The organism is Thalassospira sp. SN3W, from assembly GCF_038070535.1.
Lineage (GTDB): Bacteria > Pseudomonadota > Alphaproteobacteria > Rhodospirillales > Thalassospiraceae > Thalassospira > Thalassospira xiamenensis.
The window spans coordinates 1,097,470-1,122,188 of sequence record NZ_CP121124.1; the positions used below are offsets into that span (position 1 = coordinate 1,097,470).

General features: G+C 54.1%; 22 protein-coding genes. 14 read left to right on the forward strand and 8 right to left on the reverse strand.

All coding sequences use genetic code 11. From position 1 onward, the window contains the following. The first annotated feature begins 2 nt into the window (after positions 1 to 2). From P8T57_RS04855 to P8T57_RS04865, 3 genes are read left to right on the forward strand one after another with little or no spacing between them, the layout of a single operon-like run. Entirely contained in the window at positions 3 to 323 is a 321-nt protein-coding gene (locus tag P8T57_RS04855) for a sarcosine oxidase subunit delta (protein ID WP_341364763.1), read from the forward strand. Then, positions 320 to 3,313, forward strand: a complete 2,994-nt coding sequence (locus P8T57_RS04860; protein WP_341364764.1) for a sarcosine oxidase subunit alpha — start codon at positions 320 to 322, stop codon at positions 3,311 to 3,313. Before P8T57_RS04855 ends, P8T57_RS04860 begins: the two co-directional genes overlap by 4 nt. A gap of 31 nt (positions 3,314 to 3,344) precedes the next feature. Beyond that, on the forward strand, positions 3,345 to 3,896 hold the full coding sequence (locus P8T57_RS04865) for a sarcosine oxidase subunit gamma family protein (protein WP_341364765.1): 552 nt from the start codon (positions 3,345 to 3,347) through the stop codon (positions 3,894 to 3,896). A 1,519-nt stretch (positions 3,897 to 5,415) separates the two neighbouring features. On the opposite strand, the gene P8T57_RS04870 is transcribed toward P8T57_RS04865, so the two are convergent. The 3 genes from P8T57_RS04870 to P8T57_RS04880 all read right to left on the reverse strand — a co-directional run bounded on the left by P8T57_RS04870 (position 5,416) and on the right by P8T57_RS04880 (position 8,533). Further along, complete coding sequence (locus P8T57_RS04870) at positions 5,416 to 6,390, reverse strand: LysR family transcriptional regulator (protein ID WP_341364766.1); 975 nt, start codon at positions 6,388 to 6,390, stop codon at positions 5,416 to 5,418. A gap of 114 nt (positions 6,391 to 6,504) precedes the next feature. After that, positions 6,505 to 7,440, reverse strand: a complete 936-nt coding sequence (locus P8T57_RS04875) for a pirin family protein (protein ID WP_341364767.1) — start codon at positions 7,438 to 7,440, stop codon at positions 6,505 to 6,507. 205 nt (positions 7,441 to 7,645) lie between these two features. Continuing rightward, positions 7,646 to 8,533 carry a LysR family transcriptional regulator gene (locus P8T57_RS04880; protein ID WP_341364768.1) on the reverse strand — a complete coding sequence of 296 codons (888 nt, stop codon included), beginning with the start codon at positions 8,531 to 8,533 and terminating at the stop codon, positions 7,646 to 7,648. A 144-nt stretch (positions 8,534 to 8,677) separates the two neighbouring features. On the opposite strand from P8T57_RS04880, the gene P8T57_RS04885 reads away from it, so the two are divergent. The 8 genes from P8T57_RS04885 (at position 8,678) to P8T57_RS04920 (ending at position 16,095) form a co-directional block, all read left to right on the forward strand. Continuing rightward, a complete protein-coding gene (locus P8T57_RS04885) occupies positions 8,678 to 9,322 on the forward strand; it encodes a hydrolase (protein WP_341364769.1) in 645 nt (214 codons plus the stop codon). 177 nt (positions 9,323 to 9,499) lie between these two features. Beyond that, positions 9,500 to 10,135, forward strand: a complete 636-nt coding sequence (locus tag P8T57_RS04890; protein WP_341364770.1) for a LysE family translocator — start codon at positions 9,500 to 9,502, stop codon at positions 10,133 to 10,135. A 67-nt stretch (positions 10,136 to 10,202) separates the two neighbouring features. Beyond that, positions 10,203 to 10,880 carry a hydrolase gene (locus P8T57_RS04895; RefSeq protein WP_341364771.1) on the forward strand — a complete coding sequence of 226 codons (678 nt, stop codon included), beginning with the start codon at positions 10,203 to 10,205 and terminating at the stop codon, positions 10,878 to 10,880. Positions 10,881 to 11,125: 245 nt separating this feature from the next. Further along, entirely contained in the window at positions 11,126 to 12,982 is a 1,857-nt protein-coding gene (locus tag P8T57_RS04900) for an amidohydrolase (RefSeq protein WP_341364772.1), read from the forward strand. A 14-nt stretch (positions 12,983 to 12,996) separates the two neighbouring features. Beyond that, the gene (locus tag P8T57_RS04905; RefSeq protein WP_296994763.1) at positions 12,997 to 13,275 is read left to right on the forward strand and encodes a DUF1427 family protein; all 279 of its coding nucleotides are present in this window, start codon (positions 12,997 to 12,999) and stop codon (positions 13,273 to 13,275) included. Between the two features lie 105 nt (positions 13,276 to 13,380). Continuing rightward, complete coding sequence (locus P8T57_RS04910; RefSeq protein ID WP_341364773.1) at positions 13,381 to 13,794, forward strand: DoxX family protein; 414 nt, start codon at positions 13,381 to 13,383, stop codon at positions 13,792 to 13,794. A gap of 59 nt (positions 13,795 to 13,853) precedes the next feature. After that, positions 13,854 to 15,443 (forward strand): MFS transporter, encoded by a 1,590-nt coding sequence (locus P8T57_RS04915; protein WP_341364774.1) that lies wholly within the window; start codon positions 13,854 to 13,856, stop codon positions 15,441 to 15,443. Position 15,444: 1 nt separating this feature from the next. Continuing rightward, complete coding sequence (locus P8T57_RS04920) at positions 15,445 to 16,095, forward strand: ABC transporter substrate-binding protein (RefSeq protein WP_341364775.1); 651 nt, start codon at positions 15,445 to 15,447, stop codon at positions 16,093 to 16,095. A 436-nt stretch (positions 16,096 to 16,531) separates the two neighbouring features. Here the strand turns inward: P8T57_RS04920 and P8T57_RS04925 are convergent, their stop codons facing one another. Continuing rightward, positions 16,532 to 17,992, reverse strand: a complete 1,461-nt coding sequence (locus P8T57_RS04925) for an aldehyde dehydrogenase family protein (RefSeq protein WP_341364776.1) — start codon at positions 17,990 to 17,992, stop codon at positions 16,532 to 16,534. A 65-nt stretch (positions 17,993 to 18,057) separates the two neighbouring features. Continuing rightward, positions 18,058 to 18,372 (reverse strand): hypothetical protein, encoded by a 315-nt coding sequence (locus P8T57_RS04930; RefSeq protein WP_341364777.1) that lies wholly within the window; start codon positions 18,370 to 18,372, stop codon positions 18,058 to 18,060. A gap of 200 nt (positions 18,373 to 18,572) precedes the next feature. Here P8T57_RS04930 and P8T57_RS04935 point away from each other — a divergent pair, with 200 nt between their 5' ends. From P8T57_RS04935 to P8T57_RS04945, 3 genes are all read left to right on the forward strand, one after another. Then, a complete protein-coding gene (locus P8T57_RS04935) occupies positions 18,573 to 19,454 on the forward strand; it encodes a LysR family transcriptional regulator (protein ID WP_341364778.1) in 882 nt (293 codons plus the stop codon). A 313-nt stretch (positions 19,455 to 19,767) separates the two neighbouring features. Further along, a complete protein-coding gene (locus P8T57_RS04940; RefSeq protein WP_341364779.1) occupies positions 19,768 to 21,390 on the forward strand; it encodes a GMC family oxidoreductase N-terminal domain-containing protein in 1,623 nt (540 codons plus the stop codon). 588 nt (positions 21,391 to 21,978) lie between these two features. Further along, a complete protein-coding gene (locus tag P8T57_RS04945; RefSeq protein WP_341365362.1) occupies positions 21,979 to 22,815 on the forward strand; it encodes an alpha/beta hydrolase in 837 nt (278 codons plus the stop codon). A gap of 67 nt (positions 22,816 to 22,882) precedes the next feature. Here P8T57_RS04945 and P8T57_RS04950 read toward each other — a convergent pair whose 3' ends face one another. The 3 genes from P8T57_RS04950 to P8T57_RS04960 form a co-directional block, all read right to left on the reverse strand. Next, complete coding sequence (locus P8T57_RS04950; RefSeq protein ID WP_341364780.1) at positions 22,883 to 23,230, reverse strand: antibiotic biosynthesis monooxygenase; 348 nt, start codon at positions 23,228 to 23,230, stop codon at positions 22,883 to 22,885. 29 nt (positions 23,231 to 23,259) lie between these two features. Beyond that, on the reverse strand, positions 23,260 to 24,249 hold the full coding sequence (locus P8T57_RS04955) for a zinc-dependent alcohol dehydrogenase family protein (RefSeq protein WP_341364781.1): 990 nt from the start codon (positions 24,247 to 24,249) through the stop codon (positions 23,260 to 23,262). Between the two features lie 62 nt (positions 24,250 to 24,311). Beyond that, on the reverse strand, positions 24,312 to 24,614 hold the full coding sequence (locus tag P8T57_RS04960; RefSeq protein ID WP_296994735.1) for a metalloregulator ArsR/SmtB family transcription factor: 303 nt from the start codon (positions 24,612 to 24,614) through the stop codon (positions 24,312 to 24,314). Positions 24,615 to 24,719: the final 105 nt, after the last annotated feature.

The window sequence follows — 24,719 nt, forward strand, 5'->3', positions numbered from 1 at the left end:
ACATGCTTCTCATCCATTGCCCCTATTGCGATGAAACGCTGCCGGAACTGGAATTCACCTATGGCGGCGAAGCCCATATCGCGCGCCCGGAAAATCCGGCGGACAAAACCGATGATGAATGGCACGATTTCCTGTTCATCCGCACCAATGTCAAGGGACCGCATTTTGAACGCTGGCGTCATGCTCATGGCTGCGGCCGGTTCTTTAACGCCGTGCGCGACACCGTTTCGGACCGGTTCCTGACGACATACAAGGCAGGCGAAACACGCCCTGACCTTGCTGTTTTGCTCGAAGATGCCGCAAAGAAGGAGCCTTCGAAATGACCGCTTTCCGTGTTCCGGGGCGTGGCCGGGTCCTTCACAATCGGCCGGTTTCCTTCACCTTTGACGGCGATACCTATCAGGGCCTTGAAGGCGACACTGTCGCATCTGCCCTGATCGCCAATGGCGTCCACCTGATGGGGCGTTCGTTCAAATATCATCGTCCGCGTGGCCCGATTGCCGCAGGCTCGGAAGAACCAAACGCCCTGATCGGAACACGCCGCGGCAAGGGGCAGTTTGAACCCAACACACGCGCAACCGTGCAGGAAATCTGGAATGGGCTGGAAACCAACAGCCAGAACAAATATCCCAGCCTGAAATTCGATATCGGCGCGATCAACGACCGTCTTTACATGCTGTTTTCCGCCGGGTTCTATTACAAGACCTTCATGTGGCCGCGCTCGTTCTGGGACAAGGTTTACGAACCCTTTATCCGGGCGGCTGCCGGTCTTGGCGTATCGCCGACCGAACCCGATCCGGACAATTACGCATCGCGTTATCTGCATACCGATATTCTGGTTGTCGGTGCCGGTCCTGCCGGTCTTGCCGCCGCACGTGCCGCGGCGGAATCCGGGCTTCGCGTCACACTGGTCGATGAAAACGCCGAACCGGGCGGAACGATTTTAAGCGAACCACAGGCAAAAATTGACGGCAAACCGGCATGGGATTGGCTGGAGCCCGAACTTGATACCCTGACCGACCTTGGTGTCCGGATCATGACCCGCACCACAGCGATTGGCTATTACCATCAGAACATGATCGGCCTGTGTCAGAAACTGACCGATCATCTGGAAAAACCGGCCGCCAACACCCCGCGGGAACGCATGTGGCGGGTGCGCGCGAAACAGGTCATTCTGGCCCAGGGTGCGCTTGAAAAGCCGCTGGTATTTGATGGCAATGATCGTCCGGGCGTGATGCTGGCCGGATCGGCGCAAACCTACCTGAACCGCTATGGCGTGCGCGTGGGTGACAAGGCCGTCATCGTCACCAGCCATGACAGTGCATGGTATGCAGCCTTTGATCTGGCATCGGCCGGAACGAAGATCGAGGCCATTGTCGACACCCGCCCGACCCCGAATGCCGACCTTGTCAAGGAAGCCGCCGCACGCGGGATCACGGTCTTTGCCGGTTATACCGCAACCGGCACGTCCGGCCGCCTGCGCATCAAATCTGTGCGGATCAACAAGGTTGAAAATGGCACCGTTCTGGCCGCCCAGACATTGGCTTGCGACAACCTTCTGGTTTGCGGGGGCTGGACCCCGTCGCTCCATCTGTTTTCCCACACCAAGGGGACGCTTAAATGGGATGACCAAAGCCAGACCTTCCTGCCCGACCGCATTACCGAGGATTGCCAGATCGCCGGTGCCGGACGTGGGCTTTGGGGGATCGAGGCCGCCCTTAATGACGGGGCCGCGATGGGCGCTGCGGCGGCCAAAGCACTTGGCAAAACCGCCACGGTCAAAACGCTTTCGGTTGCCGATGATCGCCCCGGTTCGGGCGCCAGCCACACCGAACTTCCGACCGATCTTGATGCTGGCAAGGCCCGTGCCTTTGTCGATTATCAGAACGATGTCACCGCCAAGGATCTGCGCCTTGCCGTACGCGAAGGCATGCGCTCGATCGAGCATGTCAAACGCTACACCACCAATGGCATGGCCACCGATCAGGGCAAGATGTCAAACATCAACGGCCTGAACATTGCCGCCGATGCGCTTGGCAAGAAACAGCCCGAAGTCGGCCTGACCACCTTCCGCCCGCCCTATACCCCGACGACGTTCGGGGCGTTTGTCGGCTATCACAAGGGGGATCATTTCGAAGTCACCCGCAAAACCCCCATCGATAGCTGGGCCGAAGAAAATGGTGCGGTGTTCGAACCTGTCAGCCTGTGGCGTCGTGCATGGTATTTTCCCAAGGACGGCGAAGACATGGACGCCGCCGTGCGTCGCGAATGCCGCGAAACGCGCAAATCGCTTGGCATGTTTGACGCATCCACCCTTGGCAAGATCGAGGTGGTCGGCCCCGATGCGGTTGAATTCATGAACCGCATATATACCAACCCCTGGACCAAACTTGCCCCCGGTCGCACCCGTTATGGCCTTTTGCTTGGCGATGATGGTTATATCCGCGATGACGGCGTGATTGGCCGTCTGAGTGATGACCGTTTCCACATCACCACCACCACCGGTGGGGCGGCGCGTGTCCTGAACATGATGGAAGATTACCTTCAGACGGAATGGCCAGACCTCAAAGTCTGGCTGACCTCGACCACCGAACAATGGGCGACCATTGCGCTGAACGGTCCGAATGCGCGTAATCTTCTGGCCCCGTTTGTCGAGGGGCTCGATATTTCCGACGAAGCCTTCCCGCATATGTCGATTGCCGAATGCTCGGTTGCCGGTTTCCCGGCCCGCCTGTTCCGGGTCAGCTTCACGGGCGAACTTGGCTTTGAGGTCAATGTCCCTGCCCGTCATGGCCGTGCCCTTTGGGAAACGCTTTTTGCGGCCGGTCAGAAATACGATATCTGCCCCTATGGTACCGAAACCATGCATGTCCTGCGTGCCGAAAAGGGCTTCATCATTGTCGGTCAGGATACCGACGGAACCGTGACGCCTTATGACGCGGGTGCCGGATGGGCGGTTGGCAAAAACAAACCCGACTTTGTCGGGATGCGGGCCCTTAACCGCCCGGACCTGACGGCAGAAGGCCGCAAGCAGCTTGTCGGGCTTCTGACCGATGATGGCACGTCCAAACTTGAAGAAGGCGCGCAGATTGTCCTTGATCCGAACCAGCCGATCCCGATGAAGATGGTCGGCCACGTGACATCGTCCTATCACAGCGACGCGGCAGGTCGCCCGATTGCTCTTGCCCTGATCGAAGGCGGCCACGGCAAGACCGGCGAAACGGTTTATATCCCGATGCCGGACCGGACGATCAGGGCCACCATCACCGGCACGGTCTTTTACGACCCCGAAAATGCGCGGCTTAAACTTTAAATTCTGAGGTCATAGAAGCGGAGATAACGCAATGACTGCACATATCGACCTGTCCAAAGCCGGGATACTCGCCGAAAGCGCCGCCGTGCATGTAGCACTTCTGCCCCCCGTCGCCCGCTTTTCGCTTCGGGCCGCAACGCCCGAACAGAAAGCCCTGTCAAAGGCGCTTGGCGTAACCCTTCCGGCCAAAATCGGTCAGTGCGGGCGCAAAGGGGATGTTGAAATCCTCTGCCTTGGCCCGGACGAATGGACGATCATCGCCCCCGAAGATCAGGCCGCGACGATCACCGATTCCTGTGCGGCGATTTATGCCCAAACCCCGCACAGCCTGACGGAAATTTCCGACCGCGAAGTTACCGTGCGGATCACAGGCCCAAAGGCCAGCGACCTTATCACCATCGGCTGCCCGCGCGACCTTGATCAATTACCGACCGGCGAAGCCCGCCGCACGGTTTTTGATGGTGTCACGACGGTGCTGTGGCGGGATGGCGAACAGGATTACCGTCTTGACCTGTGGCGCTCCTTCGCCCCGCATGTCATCGCCCTTCTCGAAACGGGATGCGCTGAACTTGCGGGCGAATAACCCGATGCCCGGGCCCTTTGCAAAGCTCGCAAACCTGGGACCAACACTGCAATATGACGCCTCGACCCATGGCTTTCCCCGCAAGAGCCACGCCACGAACCCCAGCCCGCCTCCAGCCGACGACGGCCCCAACGACAAACCACCTCCGCCAAAACCGGACGTCCCGCAACCTGGGAAGTCCGGACGAACGCGGGGCTTTGGCATCCCAGCCAACGCGGCAGAGCAGACAGGCCGCCTTCGACCTCACGGCCTACTCCGATCACTCACGACCGTGGCGACATTTCCGGCAACCATCGGAAGTCGCGACAAACCCAGGACTTCGGCATCCCCGCTAATGCCGCGCAGACAGCGGCCTTCCGCCTCACAGCCCGCCCCGGTCACTTCCGGTCATGACAGCATCCCCGCAATCATCGGAAGCCCGGACGAACCTCGGGCCTCCGCCAGCCTCGACAACAACTGGTCTCCGGGCCCACGTCCCGCTCCCATCACTCCCGGCCATGTCGACATTTCCGGTAACCGATGAACCCCGGACACATCTCGGGCATTCGCCATCCTCGCCAACAACCGGTCTCCGGACCCACGTCCCGCTCCCATCACTTCCGCAATGGCGACATTTCCGGAAACCGATGAACCCCGGACACATTTCGGGCATTCGCCATCCTCGCCAACGGACGGTCTCCGGACTCACGTCCCGCTCCCATCACTCCCGGCAATGGCAACATTTCCGGCAACCGATGAAGTCCGGACAAACTTCGGGCTCATGGGCCCCGCCGGTCCACCCTTGACGGGCCACAGCTCAACGCTGCCCCCTCCTGCCATTCCTGCCGCTCCCGGCAAATTTGACGCTCCCTCTTCAACAAGACGCACCTCTCCCGTCATGGCAAATGATCGGGTTAGTCCCCCAGTCCTAATCCTCGGGCAGAACGCCGCCATAATGGCTCCGCCATCCGCTGCCCCATAGCCTGTGGGGCACCCCGCCGCCCTGCCTGTGTCTGTGTCCGCGTCTTTGCCACTGCATCCCGATATCCTCTTTCCTTCAGCCCCAAACGCAAAAACCCGCAAGGCACAAGGCCTTGCGGGTTTCGGTCCGGGTGGATTTCTCCCGTTGACTTTACTCTTATGCCATAAGCAAAAGAACAAATCAAGAACTTTTTTTTAAAGAAACCGAATGGGAAGGAGAATGGCCAGGACAGAGTAAACCTAGCCAAACTCTGATTGTCATGTGTCACAAAAGGTGACATTCGACTTCTTGAAAAATCAGTTGGTTAGCATTTTCGATTGCCAGATAAGTTGTCATCGATTGTCACAAAAGATGACAAAAACCTGCAGAATTGACAGAAAAGCTGACAATTTCAAACATATGGTCCGTCATACCCTCTAAATTGAGCGAAATGACAAACTACCGTTGTGCCTCATGGCATTTAGAGTAAGGAACCTTTTTCAGTTCGGCTCAATACTGCATAGATAAATTCTTATTGGTTTTGAGATTTGGTTCTGCGCGTTAGTCAGAGCTCTGCTCTCAATTTTCAGCCCTCCCTCGAAGACACGGGTTTTGTTCGAGATGCTCAATCAGCATTTCGGTAAGCACTTGGATTTTTCTTACAGGGTGCTGGCCGGGTGGTCGGACAACATACGCCGCGGCAGGCGGCGGAGGATACCCAGTCATAACTGTAATGAGGGCGCCCGACCTCAAATATTCACAGATCAAGCTGTCGGGAAGGTAGGCAATACCAAGCCCGGCTGTTGCCGCAGCGGTAAGAGCGATGCCGTTGTCGGATTTAAAGCGCCCCTGTGGCTGGACCGTGACGACCCTGTCACAATCCATAAATTTCCAGGGCTCTGTTCCCTGCATTAGAGCCTGGTGCGCCATGACTTCCTTGGGCGTTTCTGGCGCTCCATGTGTCTCGATGTAAGACGGGCTTGCGACAAGTTTCAAATAGACGGGCCCAATGCGTTTAGCGAGCAAATTGGAATTTTCAAGGTAGCCGACCCGGATCGCGCAATCAAAACCTTCGGCGATAAGGTCAACAATGCGGTCGCTATAGCAAGCATGTAGCTGAAGCTGGGGATAGCGTTGCGCCATCTTCGCAAGAACGGGGGCGAAGTGTGTTGGTCCCAATGAGAGCGGCATGGCAATTCTCAGGCGCCCCCGAAGATCCCCCGTGGGCATGATCGTATCCCTCGCAATTTCGATTTCGGCACTCACCTTTGCGGCGTGTTCGCGAAATGCAACCCCGGATTCAGTGAGGGCAGCACCGCGTGTTGTTCGGGCAAGAAGCTGAACACCAAGCGCTGCTTCAAGCCGAAAGAGCCTGCGACTGACAATTGATTTGGATACACCTAGCCGTCTTGCAGCGGGAGAAACTCCACCCGCATCGGCAACCACGACGAATGTTTCTAAGTCTTCTATATTCAACTTGGCATTCTCTATTTCACAACACAGCAGAACGACACGGTATGTTGATTTACTCCGCGCGAAACTGAGCGTATCCATCTCATAGATGTACAGCGGTTACTGGTTGTGATCTCAGAAAAAGACATTTCGAAATGAGTGCTAAAGCAACACCGGACCGACCTGGCTGTCTTTGAGGTATTTCCTCAACGCCGCTCAATCCGGCATGGGGATGTACTCATCACGATCATTGATAGGCAGATCGAAACGTCCTTTGCCCCAGTTTGCTGCGCGCCATTCGGCCTTGGCTTCTTCGATACGCTCTTTTGACGAGGCAACGAAGTTCCACCAGATGTACCGTGACCCCTCAAGGGTGGCACCGCCGAGGATCATGATCCGAGCACCTTTCTCACCAGCCGATACGGTGATTTTGTCTCCGGGGCGGAAGACCATCATTTGAGATGATTGATACTCCTGTCCGGCGATCAATATAGAGCCTTCGACGATGTAGATGCCTCTGTCCTCGTGATTGTCGGGCAAAGGCAATCGACCTCCTGCTTCGAGCATCACATCGGCGTAAAAGGTCTCGGAGAGCATTGTCGCAGGCGCAACCTTGCCATAGGCGTTGCCGAGAATAAGTCGAAGCTTGACGCCGGAATCCTCGATTATTGGCAGCGTCTCTTGATTATGGTGTTCGAATGTCGGGGCCATATCCTCGTACTGATCGGGTAGTGCGAGCCAAGTTTGTATCCCGAACAAACTGTTGGGCCCAGACCGGGCTTGCGCCGAAGTCCGCTCTGAGTGGGATACTCCGCGCCCGGCAACCATCCAGTTCAACTCGCCGGGACGGATGATCTGGTCTGCCCCTGTACTATCGCGATGATGAAAATCACCACGGAAAAGGTACGTGACTGTGCCAAGACCGATATGCGGGTGTGGTCTTACATCAACACCTTGGCCGGTCAGAAATTCTGCCGGTCCAGCTTGATCAAAGAAGATAAAGGGACCAACCATCTGCCGCTTTGGTGCAGGCAAGGCGCGACGAACCTCAAAATCGCCAAGGTCTCTTGCACGCGGGACTATAAGTGTCTCAATCGCGTCAGTATCTACATCATCGGGGCAGCCCGGTTGCAATGCGGGGTTCCAACTCATACGCGCACTCCTTACTTGTCCTTAGCGCCCTTGCAGGCCGAGCAGGCAAAATTGCACTACCGATCAGAAGGATACCCCACATTGGCGAATGTTTTTTCGCTGCGCTAGTCACGCTATGCGCTTAACTGTGTCGCACGAAGTGGAATGTCTGCTCGGAATAATACTGACCGAGATGACCGAGTTGGCGCTTGCTGGCTAGCCAGGGCTATTCTTCCCAGAGATGGGGATTGGACTGGACATGCTCAATGAGCATTTCGGTCAGTACGCGCACCTTGCGGTCCGGGTAACTTCCGGGTGGTCGCACCACAAATCCTCCTCCGGATTTTGGGGGATATTGTGGCATCACCGGAACGAGGGCTCCGGAAACCAAGTATTCGTGGGTAAGGCAATTGGGAAGACATCCAATGCCAAGACCTTCTGCGGCAGCGGCGGTCAGTGCTATGCCATTGTCCGACTTGAAACGCCCTTGCGGCTGCACTGTGACGATTTTGTCACCGTCCATCAAATGCCATGACTCCGTACCCTGTAAAACGGCTTGGTGAAGTACAATATCTTCGGGCGTTTCAGGTGCACCATACATCTCGATATACGAGGGGCTTGCAACGAGCTTGCCATGAATAGGCGCAAACCGCTTTGCAATCAGGTTGGAGTCAGGAAGGTGACCCAGCCGGATCGCGCAATCGAACCCCTCGGCAATAAGGTCTACGAAACGATCACTATAGCAGGCATTGATTTGAAGCTGGGGATGGCGTTGCGCCATTTTTGCAAGAACAGGGGCAAAGTGGGTCGGACCAAATGAAAGCGGCATGGCGATACGAAGCCGCCCGCAAAGCTCACCCGTAGGCAGCAGTGTGTCTTTCGCCAACTCTAATTCATCACGAATCCGCGCAGCATGTTCTCGAAATGTCGCTCCGGCTTCGGTAAGTGCCGCACCTCGGGTCGTGCGCGCCAGAAGCTGGACACCAAGCGCCGATTCCAGTCGTGAAAGTCGCCGACTGACGATTGATTTGGAGAGACCCAGTCGACGCGCGGCAGGAGAAATCCCCCCAGAGTCAGCAACTTCTACGAATGTTTCTAATTCTTCTATATCCAATTTCGCGTTCCCTGTGCTGCGACACAGCATATCATATACGGGCACTAGTGTCTTATCCAGAGACCTGCGACTGTCGATTCATAGGGCACCTAAAAATCAAGTCGAGCAAACCTGCCCTGATTACAAAAACAGAAGGGATAGTCTATGAATATTCGTAATGGCCTTGATTCACTCCTTCGCCCAGAAGACTCAGTACTTGTTTTAATCGACCATCAACCCTACCAGCTTGCAAATCTCAACAGCCACGATCCTCACATGGTGGTGAACAACACGGTGGGGCTGGCAAAAGCTGCCAAGGCGTTTGGCGTACCGACCATCTTAACAACTGTAATCGCACGTCAGGGCGGCAATATTTTTCCCCAAATTGCCGATGTATTCCCGGGACAGGAAATCATTGACCGTACTTTGATCAACACCTGGCAAGATCCCAAAGTGGTAGATGTCGTCAAGGAAACGGGCCGCAAGCAACTTGTTATAGCGGGTCTGTGGACCGAAGTCTGTGTTGCCATGCCAACCATTCAGGCCCTTGGCGAAGGGTGGGATGTCACGGTCGTAACCGATGCATGCGGCGGTGTTTCAGTCGAGGCACATGAAGTTGCTATCCAGCGGATGATCGCAGCAGGCGCGAATATGATGACATGGCTGGCTCTGGCCTCCGAATGGCAACGCGACTGGGCGCGCGAAGAACATATTCCCGAACTTGCCGAGATACTTAAGCAACATGCCGGGGCGAGTGGTGTCGCATTCCAATGGGAACAGCAACTGCTTAACACACCTGTCCCCGGCTAGGGATAAATAATGGACTGATCAGATTCCAGATGAACGCCTGAGGATTTGTCACGGCTCTTCATCACTTCTTGAGAGTCAGAATGGAAACGGCGCTCTGCTTTGAAAAAAGGCAGGAAAACTATTGGGTTACTTTAACCCTTTCTGTTTCGTTGAACAAATTATTGTCTTGGGTGTGCAATGGAATTATCATCATATCTTGCTTTTATATTGATCAGCGCAGCTCAAAGCGCGACGCCTGGTCCGTCGACATTGTTTCTCGTTAACAATGCTCTTGCCTTTGGGTGGCGTCGCGCATTGGGTGCACTGAGTGGCGATCTTGTCGCAATTGCACTGCTGGCGGCACTTTCGGTGGTCGGCTTGGGTGCTTTACTCGAAGCGTATCCACTGATTTTTCTCAGCCTGCGCTTGCTTGGTGCGTTCTATGTCCTGTGGCTGGGGTGGACGTATCTCAGACCCGTCGGCCAACCGAAAGAGGCCGATGGGACTGCTGAGATAGCACGTGGACGCGACGGTTTGGCTCTCTGGTTTCACTCATTCGGTGTCGGGATCAGCAACCCAAAGGCCGTTCTGTTTTTTGCGGCATTGTTCCCGCAGTTTATTCCCGCCGAGAGCGGCCCAGCTGTTCTGGCACTTCTGGTTTTGACGTTTGTCGTTGCAAAGCTTGTTGTTCTGGGCGGTTACGCAATTGGTGCGCGGCACGTCGTAAGGATGTTTCAAAAACCGGAACATGCCAGGCGTGGGCGTGCGTTGACCGGCGTAATCTTTGTCGTTTTTGGCGTGCTGATGATCGTGTCTGCGATCCCAACTTCCTAGCCCCCGACCCTTCGCCCTGCGCCTGTTGCATGCAGGCAATGTCGCTTTATCAAACAGGAGACCTAAAATGGAAAAGCTTGAACTTCTTACCCCGCATAACTCTCAGATCATCTTCATCGATCACCAGCCGCAGATGGCATTCGGTGTTCAGTCCATCGACCGACAGGTCCTTAAAAACAACACCGTCGGCCTGGCCAAGGCGGCCAAGATCTTCAACATTCCGACCACGATCACGACCGTCGAGACTGAGAGTTTCTCGGGCCATACCTATCCGGAACTTCTGGCCGTCTTCCCCGAAGCGCCGCTTCTCGAACGGACCTCGATGAATTCCTGGGATGACCAGAAAGTGCGTGATGCACTCGCTGCAAACGGCCGCAAGAAAGTGATCGTTTCCGGCTTGTGGACCGAAGTCTGCAACAACTCCTTTGCGTTCTGTGCAATGCTTGAAGGCGGATATGAAATCTACATGGTCGCCGATGCTTCGGGGGGCACATCGGTTGATGCGCATAATTATGCGATGGATCGCATGGTTCAGGCTGGTGTGGTGCCGGTAACCTGGCAGCAGGTTCTGCTCGAATGGCAGCGCGATTGGGCACACCGTGAAACCTATGATGATGTCATGGCGTTGGTGAAAGAACATTCCGGTGCCTATGGCATGGGTGTCGATTACGCCTACACCATGGTTCACAAGGCGCCGGAACGCGTCGAACATGGTCCTCGGATTGCGCCGAAAGCAGCTTCCTGATCGATAAAGGAAACGCGGCAGATACAAAATATCTGCCGCGTTTTTTCGTTCCGAAGCCCTCTGTCACGCCAAACTCTCAGTGCCGTTTCCAAGTCAAGTACCTCACTGAACGTGCGTACATGAGCGGCAGGTGCGGGGCTTGGTGTTGAAAGGTCACACGCATGAAACGCCGGACATTTCTTCAAGGTGCTGCTGCAAGCACAGCACTCAGTGCGCTGCCAATCAGACCAACTGGGAGTACCGAGATGAGCAAGACAGCCGAAACAATCATCCACAACGCCCGTATCACGACGCTTGATCCAAAAAAACCCGAAGTCGACGCCATTGCGATTGCCGGCGGCAAAGTACTGGCAATCGGCGCCGAAGCCGATATGCGCAAGCTTGCCGATGGCAAAACCAAAATGATCAATGGTGGCGGTCGTCGCATCATTCCGGGACTCAATGACAGCCACACCCACCTTATTCGCGGCGGGTTGAACTACAACATGGAACTGCGCTGGGAAAACGTGCCCTCTGTGGCCGATGCCCTTCGCATGCTTAAGGCCCAAGCTGCCGTTACGCCTGCACCGCAATGGGTGCGTGTCGTTGGTGGCTGGTCGGAATTCCAATTTGCTGAACGTCGTTTGCCGACGCTTGATGAAATCAATGCTGCCGCCCCCGAAACCCCGGTCTTTATCCTGCATCTTTATGGGCAGGCCCTGCTTAATCAGGCCGCCATCAAGGTTCTTGGTTTTGATAAAAACACGCCAAACCCGCCCGGTGGCGTGATTGAAAAGGATGCCAAGGGCAATCCGACCGGACTCCTGGTCGCCAAACCATCCGCGCTGATCCTTTACTCCACGCTGGCCAAGGGACCGAAACTGCCGATCGAAGATCAGATCAATTCCACCCGCCACTATATGCGTGAGATGAACCGGCTTGGCATCACCAGTGTGATTGATGCTGGCGGCGGCGGACAAAATTATCCCGACGATTATGACGTCATCCAACGTCTGCATGACGACGGGCAAATGACGGTTCGCATCGCCTACAACCTTTTTGCCCAAACAGCGGGCAAGGAATTGAACGATTACGAACGCTGGGTCGAACTGACCGAACCGGGTGCTGGAAGCGACATGCTGCGCATGAACGGGGCGGGCGAAAACCTGACCTGGTCGGCTGCGGACTTTGAAAACTTCCTTGAACCGCGTCCGGATCTGGCACCGGTGATGGAAAGTGAACTTGAACCCATCGTTGAATTGCTGGCTGAACGGGAATGGCCGTTCCGCATCCATGCGACCTATGACGAAACCATCGACCGTTTCCTTGGTGTATTCGAAAGGGTGAATGGTAAACAGCCGTTCAAGACACGGTTCATCATCGACCATGCCGAAACCGTTTCCGAACGCAATATCGAACGGATCAAGGCACTGGGCGGCGGCATTGCCATTCAGCATCGTATGGCCTTCCAGGGCGAATATTTCGTCAATCGTTACGGCAAAGACGCCGCCATGGCGACCCCGCCCATTGCCAAAATGCTTGAACAGGGGCTGCCCGTCGGGGCGGGAACGGATGCAACGCGTGTCGCGTCTTACGATCCGTGGGTTGCCCTTTACTGGCTAACGACAGGTAAAACGGTTGGCGGCATGCCACTTTATGACAATGACAACGTTCTTGATCGTGAAACGGCCTTGATGCTCTGGACCAAGGGTTCGGCATGGTTCTCGGGCGAAGCGGACGTCAAAGGATCGCTTGCGCCGGGGCAATATGCTGATCTGGCAGTTCTGTCGGCGGATTATATGGCCGTTGCGCCCGAAGAAATCCGGCGGATCAACTCGGTCATGACCATGGTTGGCGGCAAAGTGGTTTACGGCGAAGGCAACTATCAGTCCCTTTCACCGAAACTGCCACCGGCATCGCCATCCTGGAGTCCGGTTTTGCATCAACAAAGCCCGGCCCAACGTCCTGAAGCCTCGCCACATGAACGTGCATGCCACGATGGTTGTTCGCACGGTTGCGGCGTTCACGGCCACGACCATGGCATTGCATGGAACAATCCAATCCCGGTTGCAGACAGCAAATCTTTCTGGGGTGCGCTGGGTTGTTCCTGCTTCACGGTATAGCAAAGGAGAAGAGAATGACTGTTTCCCCTTATGTCGTTTCACTTGGAATCGGGCTTGGTGTTGGTGTGATTTATGCGCTGTTGGGAACCCGATCCCCGGCCCCACCCGTCATCGCACTCCTTGGACTGCTTGGTATGCTGGCTGGTGAAACTGCGGTGAACTGGGCCAAAGACAGAATGTCTGTCCAAGAAGCCGCTGCACACTGCCTGCATGGCAAATCATTTGGTGTAGCAAGTGATGTCAAAGGTGCTCAAACCAAGTGTGGCCCAGCATCGCCTGAAACAAAGTCATAACCCCCCTGGTGCGCCGGTCAATTCCATTTGGAAACCGGCGCACCGAACCGGGTTTGTTTCTGCATAACTGACAATTTTCGTTTCCTTTACCATGAGAACAATGTCATGACGCCAGCCCCCATCTCGAAGTTGTTAAACAGCGTTATATTTGAATTGGGTATCCGGGTTGCTCTGACCTGTCCGTTCTGGCTTTCTGGTTTGACAAAACTGTTCAACTGGTCGGCTGCGATAGGTGAGATGAACCATTTCGGACTTTCGCCCGCGGCACCACTTGCAGCGGGCATTATCCTTCTCCAACTGGGCGGTTCTATTGCCATCATCCTGGGGCGCCAAGTGTGGCTGGCCGCTGGCGCATTGGGAGTATTTACCGCTGTGGCGACACTCACTGCACATGCGTACTGGACTTTTCCAGAGGAGGAGCGCGCCGCACAAAGCAACATATTTTTTGAGCATGTTGCGATCATTGCAGGGCTCGCTCTTGTGGCAATTCTGTCCGAAAAAACACCCCGACGCATTTAGGGCGCTTTGCGGCATTAGGGGATCAAAGCGCATTGCCATCTTCATCAGGAAGAGGAAAAATGAACGAAACCAAACCAGTTGACACAGGTCCATGGGCACCGTTTCGGCATCGGGCATTCGCCTTTTTGTGGGTGGCAACCGTCATATCGAATGTCGGCACCTGGATGCACGATGTCGGCGCAGGCTGGCTCATGACAGAGCTGTCCCCCTCTCCGTTGGTTGTCTCGCTGGTTCAGGCTGCGACCACATTACCTGTATTCCTGTTTGCAATCTTTGCCGGGGCGCTTGCGGACCTAATGGATCGCAGAAAATTACTGATTTCCATCAATCTGATAATGGCCAGCTTGGCTGCAGCGCTCTCTGCGATGGTTTATCTGCAATTGGTGACGCCGTCGATCCTGATCCTGTTTACATTCTTGATGGGAACCTGTGCAGCATTGATGGCACCTGCATGGCAAGCGATCGTCCCGGGGCTGGTTGACAAACCACGCCTGGGTGCTGCGATTGCGCTCAATTCCATGGGCATCAACGTCAGTCGTGCGATTGGTCCGGCATTGGCCGGTTTTCTCATTGTCAGTGCAGGTCTGGTATCTCCGTTTGCACTCAATGCACTCAGCTTTCTCGGAATTCTTGGCGTTCTGTTCTTTTGGAATCCTCAAGAGAATGTCCAGACCATGCCAAGAGAACGCATGGCCGGGGCCATGCGCGCTGGTCTTCGCTATGTATTTAATAGCCCGCCGGTGATCGCCACCTTGATCCGGGCTGTTGCGTTCTTTTTGTTTGCCAGCGCCTATTGGGCGATGTTGCCACTGATTGCGCGCAACATGCTGGACGGCGGTGCGCAGCTATATGGAATTCTGCTCGCCAGTGTTGGCACGGGCGCAGTAGCCGGCGCCATTGTTCTACCCAAAATCAAGGCACGGCTTGGTCCAGACAAAACCGTTATGGCCGGGACGACCGGGACAGCTCTTGTGATGTTGAGCTTCGCTTTGGTTCAGCATCCAGTCGTGGCTGTTATGGCCTCCTTCATTGCCGGGGCGTCATGGATAGCAGTTTTATCTTCGTTGAATGTATCCACGCAAACTGCTTTGCCTGACTGGGTGCGTGCTCGGGGTTTGTCTGTGTTTCTGACGCTATTTTTCGGCTCGATGTCAGCTGGTAGCGTGGCATGGGGCTGGCTTGCCGAACAATTCTCGATTGAGATGGCTTTGCTGACTGCTGGGATTGGAGCAATCATCCTGATGATCGCAACAATGCGCATCCGGCTTAATCAGGGTGCCGATCTTGATCTGAGCCCGTCGATGCACTGGCCCGAACCAATTCTGTCTGAAAGTGTCGAACAGGATCGCGGCCCTGTCATGATCAGGATTTCCTATCGGATCGACCCGAAAGATCACGAGACGTTCCAGCAGTTCATGACTGAAATGCGCAAGGCCCGCCAGCGCCATGGCGCATATCATTGGGGGCTTCATCAGGACAGCACTGATCACGACCTGTTTGTCGAAACATGGTCGGAAGGTTCTTGGATAGAACATTTACGTCATCACAAAAGGGTGTCTGGCGCGGATCGCGATATTCAGGAAAAGGTTAACCGCCTGCATCTGGGTGACACAAAACCAAAAGTTGATCATTTGATTGCAGTTAAATGAGATGCCCACGTTCCTTCATAAAGCCGAAGATCATTTAAGTTCCAATCGGATTGGAAAAAGTGCGGTAATCGTTTTCGCATTAACGATTACGTTCCTGAGCACATTGATCGGTGCGGCACTGGCAGATAGTTCATTGGGCTCATCCGCCAGTGAACGCAAGACCGTGACACTTGCCTGCAACCCGTTCCCGGCAGCGATGATCGCTGACAACAACGTCATGCCGGGATTTGACGTTGAAATCTTGCGTGCCGCATTTGCCACACGCGACATCACACTCCTTACGCCGTTCTATCCTTGGAAGAGGGCTTATTTTCTTGCCAGTTCCGGTCATGTTGATGGGCTTTGTTCTTGTAGCTACCTGCCAGAAAGAGACGCAGAATTCCTATATTCTGATCCACTTGGCGACGGAGAGATCGCCATGTATAGCACCAATGAACAGGTTTTTGACATGATCGACACCGAAGACGCGTCCAAACTGACCGTTGGTGTTGTGAATGGATACAGTCTGGAGGTGTACGCGCACAAAGCGAAGTTTGATGTCATTACTGCAAATAGCGAAAAAGCGCTGGTCAATCTTTTGAACTCAAATCGAATTGACGCAGCCTTAACGTTTCGCCCCCCCCATGGACTATTACCTGCTCAATGGAGATGAGGACGGGCTCCCTGATGCAGAAAGAATAAGGACCAAGGTAATATCGACCAGTTCCCATTACTCCTGCATTTCCCGCAAGACCGAGACCCCGGAAATTATTCTGGATCATTTGAATGCTGGTCTGAAGACAATCCGCCAGAGTGGTCTTTTTGACAGCATTTTGGCAAAGTATCGAACTGGCCCAAATACTTCTGATGCGGCGCCAGAGCAAAACTAACAGCTTTGTCGTTCACCGGACTGGTATGGGGACATGCCCCATACCATAAGTTCCGATTTTCTTGCTGTATCCTCGCGATACGCCAAGTACAGTTCTTGTCTTACCCAAAGGATCGTGATGCTTGGCAAGGGCTGCCCTGCCCCCTGCAGATGGCGACCAAGATTTTCGCAATTGAAAGCAACGACCTTGGCCCCTTTCGACATCAATCATGTGACGTCATCAGCCCCTATGAAGACCGGGCTTCAGGGCAATATGCTTATACTCGATAAAGTCGTCGAGTGCAGCGAGGCCGTTAAGCCGCCCAAGGCCTGACTGTTTGAAGCCGCCTTCCTCGGTATTGTCATAGACCTTGGCCCAGTCATTGATCCATATGGTGCCAGCCTCAAGCGCCTGCGCCACCTTCAACGGACGGTCGACGTCACGCGTCCAGACGCTGGCAGCAAGACCAAACTCGCTGTCATTTGCAAGCTGAATGGCTTCTGCCTCGTCATGAAAACGCTGAATAGTCAGGACAGGACCAAATGTCTCTTCCTGAAGAATCGACAGGCTATTGTCGTTAACTTCCAACAATGCAGGCCGGAAAAAAGCACCTTTTGCAAGCGGTCCGGCGCAAACAGGCCCCCCACGTACAATAACGTTTGCTCCCTCCGAAATGGCGTTCTTGACCACCTCGTCTACCCGCAAGACATTCTCTCGATCAATCAGTGGCCCCATATCGCTTGAGGGGTCACTTGCCGGACCAACTTTCACATCGGTTAGTTGCTGGGCAAGCGCATCGCGCACATGTTCAAAAATGCCGTCTTGAACAAGCAGACGTGAACCGGTCATACAAAATTGACCAGAAAATACTGTCAGCGCCTTCTCAATCACGGGCAGGGCCGCATTGATATCGGCATCATCGAACAGAATGACCGGCGTCTTGCCGCCAAGCTCCATCCCGAAACGCTTCATCCGTTTGGCACCAATTGCGCCGATGGCGCGGCCTGTGCCGGTGCTGCCAGTGAAACTAATCGCGGGAACATCCGGGCTTTCGACCAAATACGCAGATCCTTCCGGACCACTTTCAAAGAAGAGGTTGATTACACCATTCGGAAGATCCTCGGCCTCGGCCATAATTTCCGCCATGACACTGGCAGCTTGCGCGATTTGTGCCGGAAGCTTGATGACAGCAGTGCATCCAGCTGCGAGTGCTGGTGCCAGAGAGCGAATGGTCAGAACCGCAGGAGAGTTCCAGGGCGCAATGACGCCAGCAACACCCATCGGCTGTTTTAGGATCACAGACAGGCTTCCTGGTTTTGGCGTAACAGCTCTACCGCTTTCCAGCAGAGCTGTTGCCGCCGAATAACGCAATTTGCTGGGGATCATATCGACTTCGAAGGCAGCTTCACCTTTCACCTTGCCGTTTTCAAGCGACAGGATTTCTATAAGGCGATCACGGTTACGCTCGAATGCAGCGGCTAGCTGATTTAGAACATGCGCTCGCAGTTCATGATCACACGCCCAAGTCGTTTCCTTAAAAGCCTTTGAGGCTGCCGCAACTGCAGTTTTCGCTGCCTCTAGGCCGTTGTCCGGATAATATCCAATGGTATCGTAGGTGGCCGGATCAATCGATGGCTTCAATTCCCCGTCATTTGTCTGGACACCGTTGATCCAGTTGAATGCTGTTGCCTGAACCGTCATGCCAGACTTGCCCGGGGCATTGATGGCGACCTTGTTGTCGTTGTTCGTCATTGTAGTTCTCCCTTTTAATTGTCTGATGGAGCAGAACGTTCAACTGGCGCGGTGTTGTTGGCCATAGGAGCGGCTTTGGAGTGAAGGCCGGGTTTGCGAAAAGTACACCCAAAATGGCAAAAAACCTTCCCGACAAGGGGATCGGTGATATTCGAGACAATGATGACGACGACAAGTGTCGAGACGAGAACTCCCATGGGAAACGGAAATTCTTTAAGCGCATCACCAAATATCGTTAAGAAAACAAGCACTGTTGGATAAACGGCGAGCCATATCCGCGTGGTCTTTTTCAACCGCGCCATGAGGGAATGGTTAAGCTGCCTAGACATTGAAAAACTCCAATACGGATGCCTGTGATGGTGCAAATCTATTGATACTGGAGGTGACAGCTAATGAGATTCTCATCAATTTCCTCCTTGGCGGCATAGATCGTGCGCCATCAACTATCCAACGAAGAACTCCTTGACGGAAGAGGGCTCCGTGTCTCATCATTGCGGACAATATGTCAGCAATAACTTCTTTGGAATCCTTGAGCGGCCTTGTGGCCTTTTCTGTCACGTTGGAGCTGGGAAGCTTTGCGGCGGCAGGGCGTAAGCTTGGTCTCTCCGCATCTGCGGTCGGTAAAGCAGTCGACCGGCTCGAGCAGAGGCTTGGCGTCAAATTGCTAACGCGAACGACACGCTCACTCACTCTCACGGGCGAAGGGGAAATTCTTTACCGATATGCTTCCCGTATTCTAAGTGACCTGCAGGAAGCGGAACTGGAGCTACTCAGCACACAAAATACGCCCCAAGGGCGGCTTAAGATCAGCGTACCAACTGTCATGGGGCGAAGCATTGTCTTGCCCGCTCTTGGTACATTCGCAGCCGACTATCCGGATGTGACGCTGGAAATCTCTCTCGATGATCTGAAAGTTGACTTGATTGAAGGCGGATATGATCTGGTGGTTCGCTTGGGAGACCTTGAAGATTCCAATCTTCATGCCCGCCGGATTGGGCCGCACGCCTTTACTACCTGCGCCTCACCCAGCTATTTTGCGAAACACGGTACGCCTCAAACGCCCGCAGACCTTGGTCATCATTGCTGTGTTTTATACCGCTTCCCGACGACGGGTCTCCCTGAGAAATGGGCATTTAAAGGTGAGTATCGCGGGATGATCGTCAAGCCGGGGATTGTGCTCAATGATGGGGGGGCTCTTGCCTCAGCCGCACTGGCCGGGCTCGGAATTGTACAGGCACCGCGTTACCTCGTTGCCGAGGATATCGAAGCTGGACGATTGGTATCCATACTGGATGAATTTACAGACAATCGCGGCACTGTCTCGATTGTGTGGCCGTCATCACGAACGAAGGTGGCACGTGTGCGCGCGTTTGTTAATTTCATCTCTCAATGTTTGGCAGACAAGATTTAGATCATTTGCCAAGCCTTACCGTGACTGCATTTCTTTGACTATGCGCTATCCCGGTTGAGATGCGCATAATCCACAATGGTCGGTCAATGCCATGGTGACCGCATGATAATCCCATGACGAATTGTTGTCTAAGGGGAACGCAGTAATTCAAGACATCTTGTCTGGAATGAAGCGACAGACAGCCTTCTACAATACCAGCGCCACTTACAATATTTTTGCGATGTCGGAAATCTATAAGAACCGTCATTCGATAGGGATATGCCTTTTGTGATGTCCCGCAGATTCCACATCGAGAGAGGCGAGGGTCAATATCATGAGCGATACACAAAACAAGACAGGTGTTAATCGACGGGATTTCATCATCGGGGCATCCGGTGCCGGTCTGGCTGCTATTACCTATAGCGGTGCTTTTGCGAAGACGAATGATAAGTCGTCTTCCTTTGATGTAATCATCGTCGGAGGAGGATCGGCTGGTGCCGTTTTAGCCAGTCGTTTGAGCGAAGATTCATCCAGACGCGTACTGCTTCTCGAAGCTGGAAAGTCGTATGCGCCGGAGAGTTATCCGGACGCCGTTCGTCTGCAAAGCATCATTGGTGGCGATTCCGAGCATGATTGGGGGTTCACCTCTGAACCGGGATGGGGTGAGACGTCTTTCCCAGTGCCCCGCGGAAAGGTTCTGGGAGGATCATCTGCAGTGAATGCCGGTGTTGCAATGCGGGCGACGGCATCCGACTTCGACCGTTGGACGAAGGCCGGGCTGCCAAATTGGTCGGCTGCCGATGTTTTACCATTTTATAAGAAGAGTGAGCGCACGGTAAATGGTGCGGATGAACTTCACGGTCGTTACGGTCCGTGGCCGATCCATCAGCTGCAGGACGATGAAATTTCAGATATGCAGCGCGCTTTTATAAAATCCGCCCAGATGGCGGGTTTCCCCAAAGTCGATGATTTTAACGGAGATCAGCCTTTAGGTGTCGGCCCTTATCCGATGAATAACCGCATGGGAGAGCGGCTTAACACCGGCATGACATACTTGTCCAAAGGTGTTCGGGCGCGCGCCAATTTGACCATCAGAAGCGAAGCGCTTGTCGACCGGGTAGATATTATCAAAGGTCGCGCTGAAGCCATCATTCTCGAAAATGGAGAACGCATTACCGGTGGTGAAATTGTGCTTTCGGCAGGTGCCTATGGAACTCCGGCCATTCTGCTGCGATCAGGCGTTGGCCCTGCCGACAACCTGCGTGCAATGGATATTCCTGTTATGGCCGATCTGCCGGTAGGACAACGGTTGCAGGAGCATCCGTTTTTCTACACAATCTGGGCAGCGAGACCAGAGCGTCTTGGGCTTCCGATTCCGCCTGTTGGCGCCATTCTTTGGGCGCAATCCTCAAAAGCTGCCCCCGGAGAAGGCGATTTCCATGTAAGCGCTGTGCATTATGGTGACCCTGCCTCTTCGCCAACCGGTGCCATTTTCATGCTTGCTTTGGCATTAACACGTCCGAAATCCATCGGCACTTTAACCCTGCGAAATCGCAAGGCGACGACATCACCTCGTATCGCCCTCAACATTCTCGGTGAAGTCGAGGATCGGCAGAAAATGGTTGAAGGAATCGAAATGATTCGCCGGATCGCACGTCAGGGGCCGCTTTCCGATATTATTGTCGAGGAACTCGTTCCAGGGGCAGCCCAAACCAGCTCCGCCGATCTCATCGCCGCGTTGCCAAAGGCACTTGATATCTATCACCATCCAACGTCGACGGCACCTATGGGTGGACACAATTCCCCCTATGCGGTGACTGACTATCAAGGACGCGTGAACGGGGTTGGAAATCTGAGGGTTGCGGACGCATCCAGCTTCCCTGATGTACCTTCGGTTGCCACCAACCCGACCGTTATCATGCTCGCAGAACGCATCAGTGCCTGGATGCGCGCGTAAAACGATGCGACCATCCCTGCGGTTTTGACAATAAACCATCTTAATTATCAAAAGTCGCCCCCGATTGCCTCGGATACGAAGCCCGAGCCCCCGGCTCGGGCTTCTCGTTCCTGACAATTGAACCTGTTCACACCGGTCAAGTTGCGCGGCATGCCGTTGCGTTTTTTGCGACACAGCTTTCCTTCCCGACCGACTACCGCCCCTTAAAATCAAGTGATATCAATACTCTTATAGACCTTGCGGAAATTTACGCACGACCATTTGCGTGTATTTCGCACCTAAATCGGAACTTGATTTTGAACCAATTTGGTTCGCGTTTCCGATCTCTGAAGTGACCATCACAGACGGTTCTTAGACGGTTAGGTATCTTCTCCAGATTGCAAAAGGTCAGAAATCCTCCCGTCTACTTTTCAGCCTTTGAATTATTCCGGGAGTTATTTCATGCCAACTAACGATCCCATCTTCACGTTAAACCGACGAGATGCACTTATCTCTGCCGCAGCTCTCGCCGCAAGTTTAGCCATTCCGTTGGGCACATCGCATGCAGCAGCCACCACGCTTCAACCTCTTCCCACAGGAGAAGATACCATGGGTTACATTACAACTGACGACGGCGTACAGATTTTCTACAAGGACTGGGGTCCAAAAGACGCCCAGCCAATAGTGTTTCACCATGGCTGGCCTCTCAGTTCAGATGACTGGGATGCCCAGATGATCTTTTTCCTGTCGAAGGGATATCGTGTTGTGGCACATGACCGTCGTGGGCACGGTCGATCCGAACAGGTTTCCGAAGGCCACGATATTGACCATTATGCAGCAGATGCGTTCGCCGTCGCCAATGCCCTTGATTTGCGCAACGCTGTTCACATCGGCCACTCCACAGGCGGCGGCGAAGTTGCCCGGTATGTAGCACGACATGGAGAGCCCGCAGGTCGGGTGGCCAAAGCTGTTCTTGTTGCTGCCATCACACCGCTGATGTTGAAGACTGCGCAAAATCCCGAAGGCACGCCATTAGAAGTTTTCGATGGATTCCGGGCCGCCTTGGCAGGCAACCGTGCTCAGTTCTTCCGCGATATTCCATCCGGTCCGTTCTTTGGTTTCAATCGCGAAGGCATGGCTGCAAGCGAAGGCGTGATCCAAAACTGGTGGCGCCAAGGCATGATGGGCAGCGCCAAGGCACATTATGATGGTATCAAAGCATTTTCGGAAACAGACCTGACTGACGACCTCAAAGTGATTAACGCGCCAACTTTGGTGCTACATGGTGAGGACGATCAGATTGTTCCGATTGCTGCCTCCGCTTTGAAAGCCGTTAAGTTGCTACCGAACGGATCCTTGAAAACTTACCCAGGATTTTCGCACGGAATGTTGACCGTAAATGCGGATGTACTTAACGCCGATCTTTTGAAGTTCGTTGCCAACTGATGTGACAAACGAATTTGCGGTCAGGAAACGGGTGGCTGTTAGAAAATCCAACAGCCACCCGATTGTTTTATGCCCACAACTCACCGGAGCTACTATTCCTCAAGTCATCTCCGTTGTTTGAGATAAAAGCTTCGCCTTCGATATGATAGACTTGTGGTTCTTCCGAAAAATACTGTTCTAGGCCTGTCATAAACGTCTGATGGTCTTCACTCTCCTCAAAGCCCGGTGTGTGGTCTTCGAGTGAGCGCCACCGCACAATCAGGTGGAACAGTTCGGGTATTTCGATCCCTTGCGCAAGCAAGTGACCGCGGTACCCCTGTGCACGTGTAAGCAACGGAACAACTTCGGCGAATGCATGCCGGAAAGATTCAGTTTGCTCCTTGTGCACGGGCAACTGGGCGATCTCATAAATCATGGTTGCACCTTTCAACGTATGTTCAGTGGTCAGGAGTCCTGACTTGCACGATGAGCTGACGGATCAACTGCAATCGCGATCTTTCCACGGACACCGTTGTTGCGGGTTTCAAGCCGCGCATGGGCGCGTGAAATGTCTTCAAGCGAATAGACCGCGCCAACGTGTGGCCGAAGCTGACCGCGCTCAACCAACGTGCTAAGCTCATCAAGCTTTCCGCGGTTTTGACGTGTGAAAACGAAGTGGAAACTTGCGTTCTTTCCCCATGCTTCAATGAGGTTCTGTGGCTGTGCGATGTCCACGATCGAGACAACGCGGCCAAGTTGTGCCAGCACGTCCGGACTGCGGGACAATGTGTCGCCACCAAGGGTATCAAATACGACGTCGACGCCCTGGCCATCCGTTTCACGCAAAATGGCGCTGGCATAGTCTTCTTTGGTGTAGTCGATAACCACATCCGCGCCGATGCTGCGTGCGAATTCGAAGTTCTCTTCGCGTACCGTCGTGAAGACCTTGGCACCGATGGCTTTCGCGATTTGGATTGCAACGTGACCGACGCCACCAGCACCGCCATGAACCAAGATGCTTTCGCCCACTCTTAAGGCGACACGCCCGATCAGGGCTTCCCATGCCGTTCCGCCAACCAGGCTCAGGCTTGCTGCCTCGAGATGGTTGAGCGAGCTGGGTTTCCTGCCGATGATGTTTTCGGACGCAACATGGTATTCGGCGTAGCTGCCGTCGCCGTCAAATATTTGCGGGGTATACCAGACTTCATCACCCGGAACGAAGCTGGTCACGCCCGGTCCGACGCTTTCGACAACACCGGATACGTCATGACCGGTAATGGCCGGCAAGGGGACCAAGTCGCTATAATCGCCGCGCCGAACCTGATAATCCAGCGGATTGATGGAGGTTGCATGGACACGGACAAGGACTTGTCCAGCCTGCGGGACTGGTTTGGCGACATCCTGAAGTTCGAATGCTTCTGGACCGCCAAAGGATTTGAGTATCTGGGCTTTCATTTTGGTACCTCATTTCGGCAAAAAGGGATATCGCAATTTATCGATATATTGTAGCAAAAAAACTACAGCTCTTTTCCGATGGCATCGGCAAGAGCGCGGATGGTTGCTTCGTTCCGCTTGTAGTAGGTCCACTGCCCGATGCGCCTGACCTCGACCAGACCCACCCGTTGCAACGTCGCAAGGTAATCGGACACTGTCGATTGCGACAGTCCGACACCTTCCTGAATGCTGCTGACGCAAACTCCAACCGTATCAACGTCACCTTCATCCTGTGGAGGAAAGTTCTTCGCAGGCTCTTTCAAGCCTTTGAGGATCTCAAGGCGTGTACGGTTCGAGAGGGCTTTGAATATATCGATCATTTCCATGACACGAAGATATCGGAATTTACCGATATGTCAATATGCGATGTAATCAGATCAGATATGCGTTGATGCAGGCCTCGGATCATAGCATCGGCAATGTGGAAACGT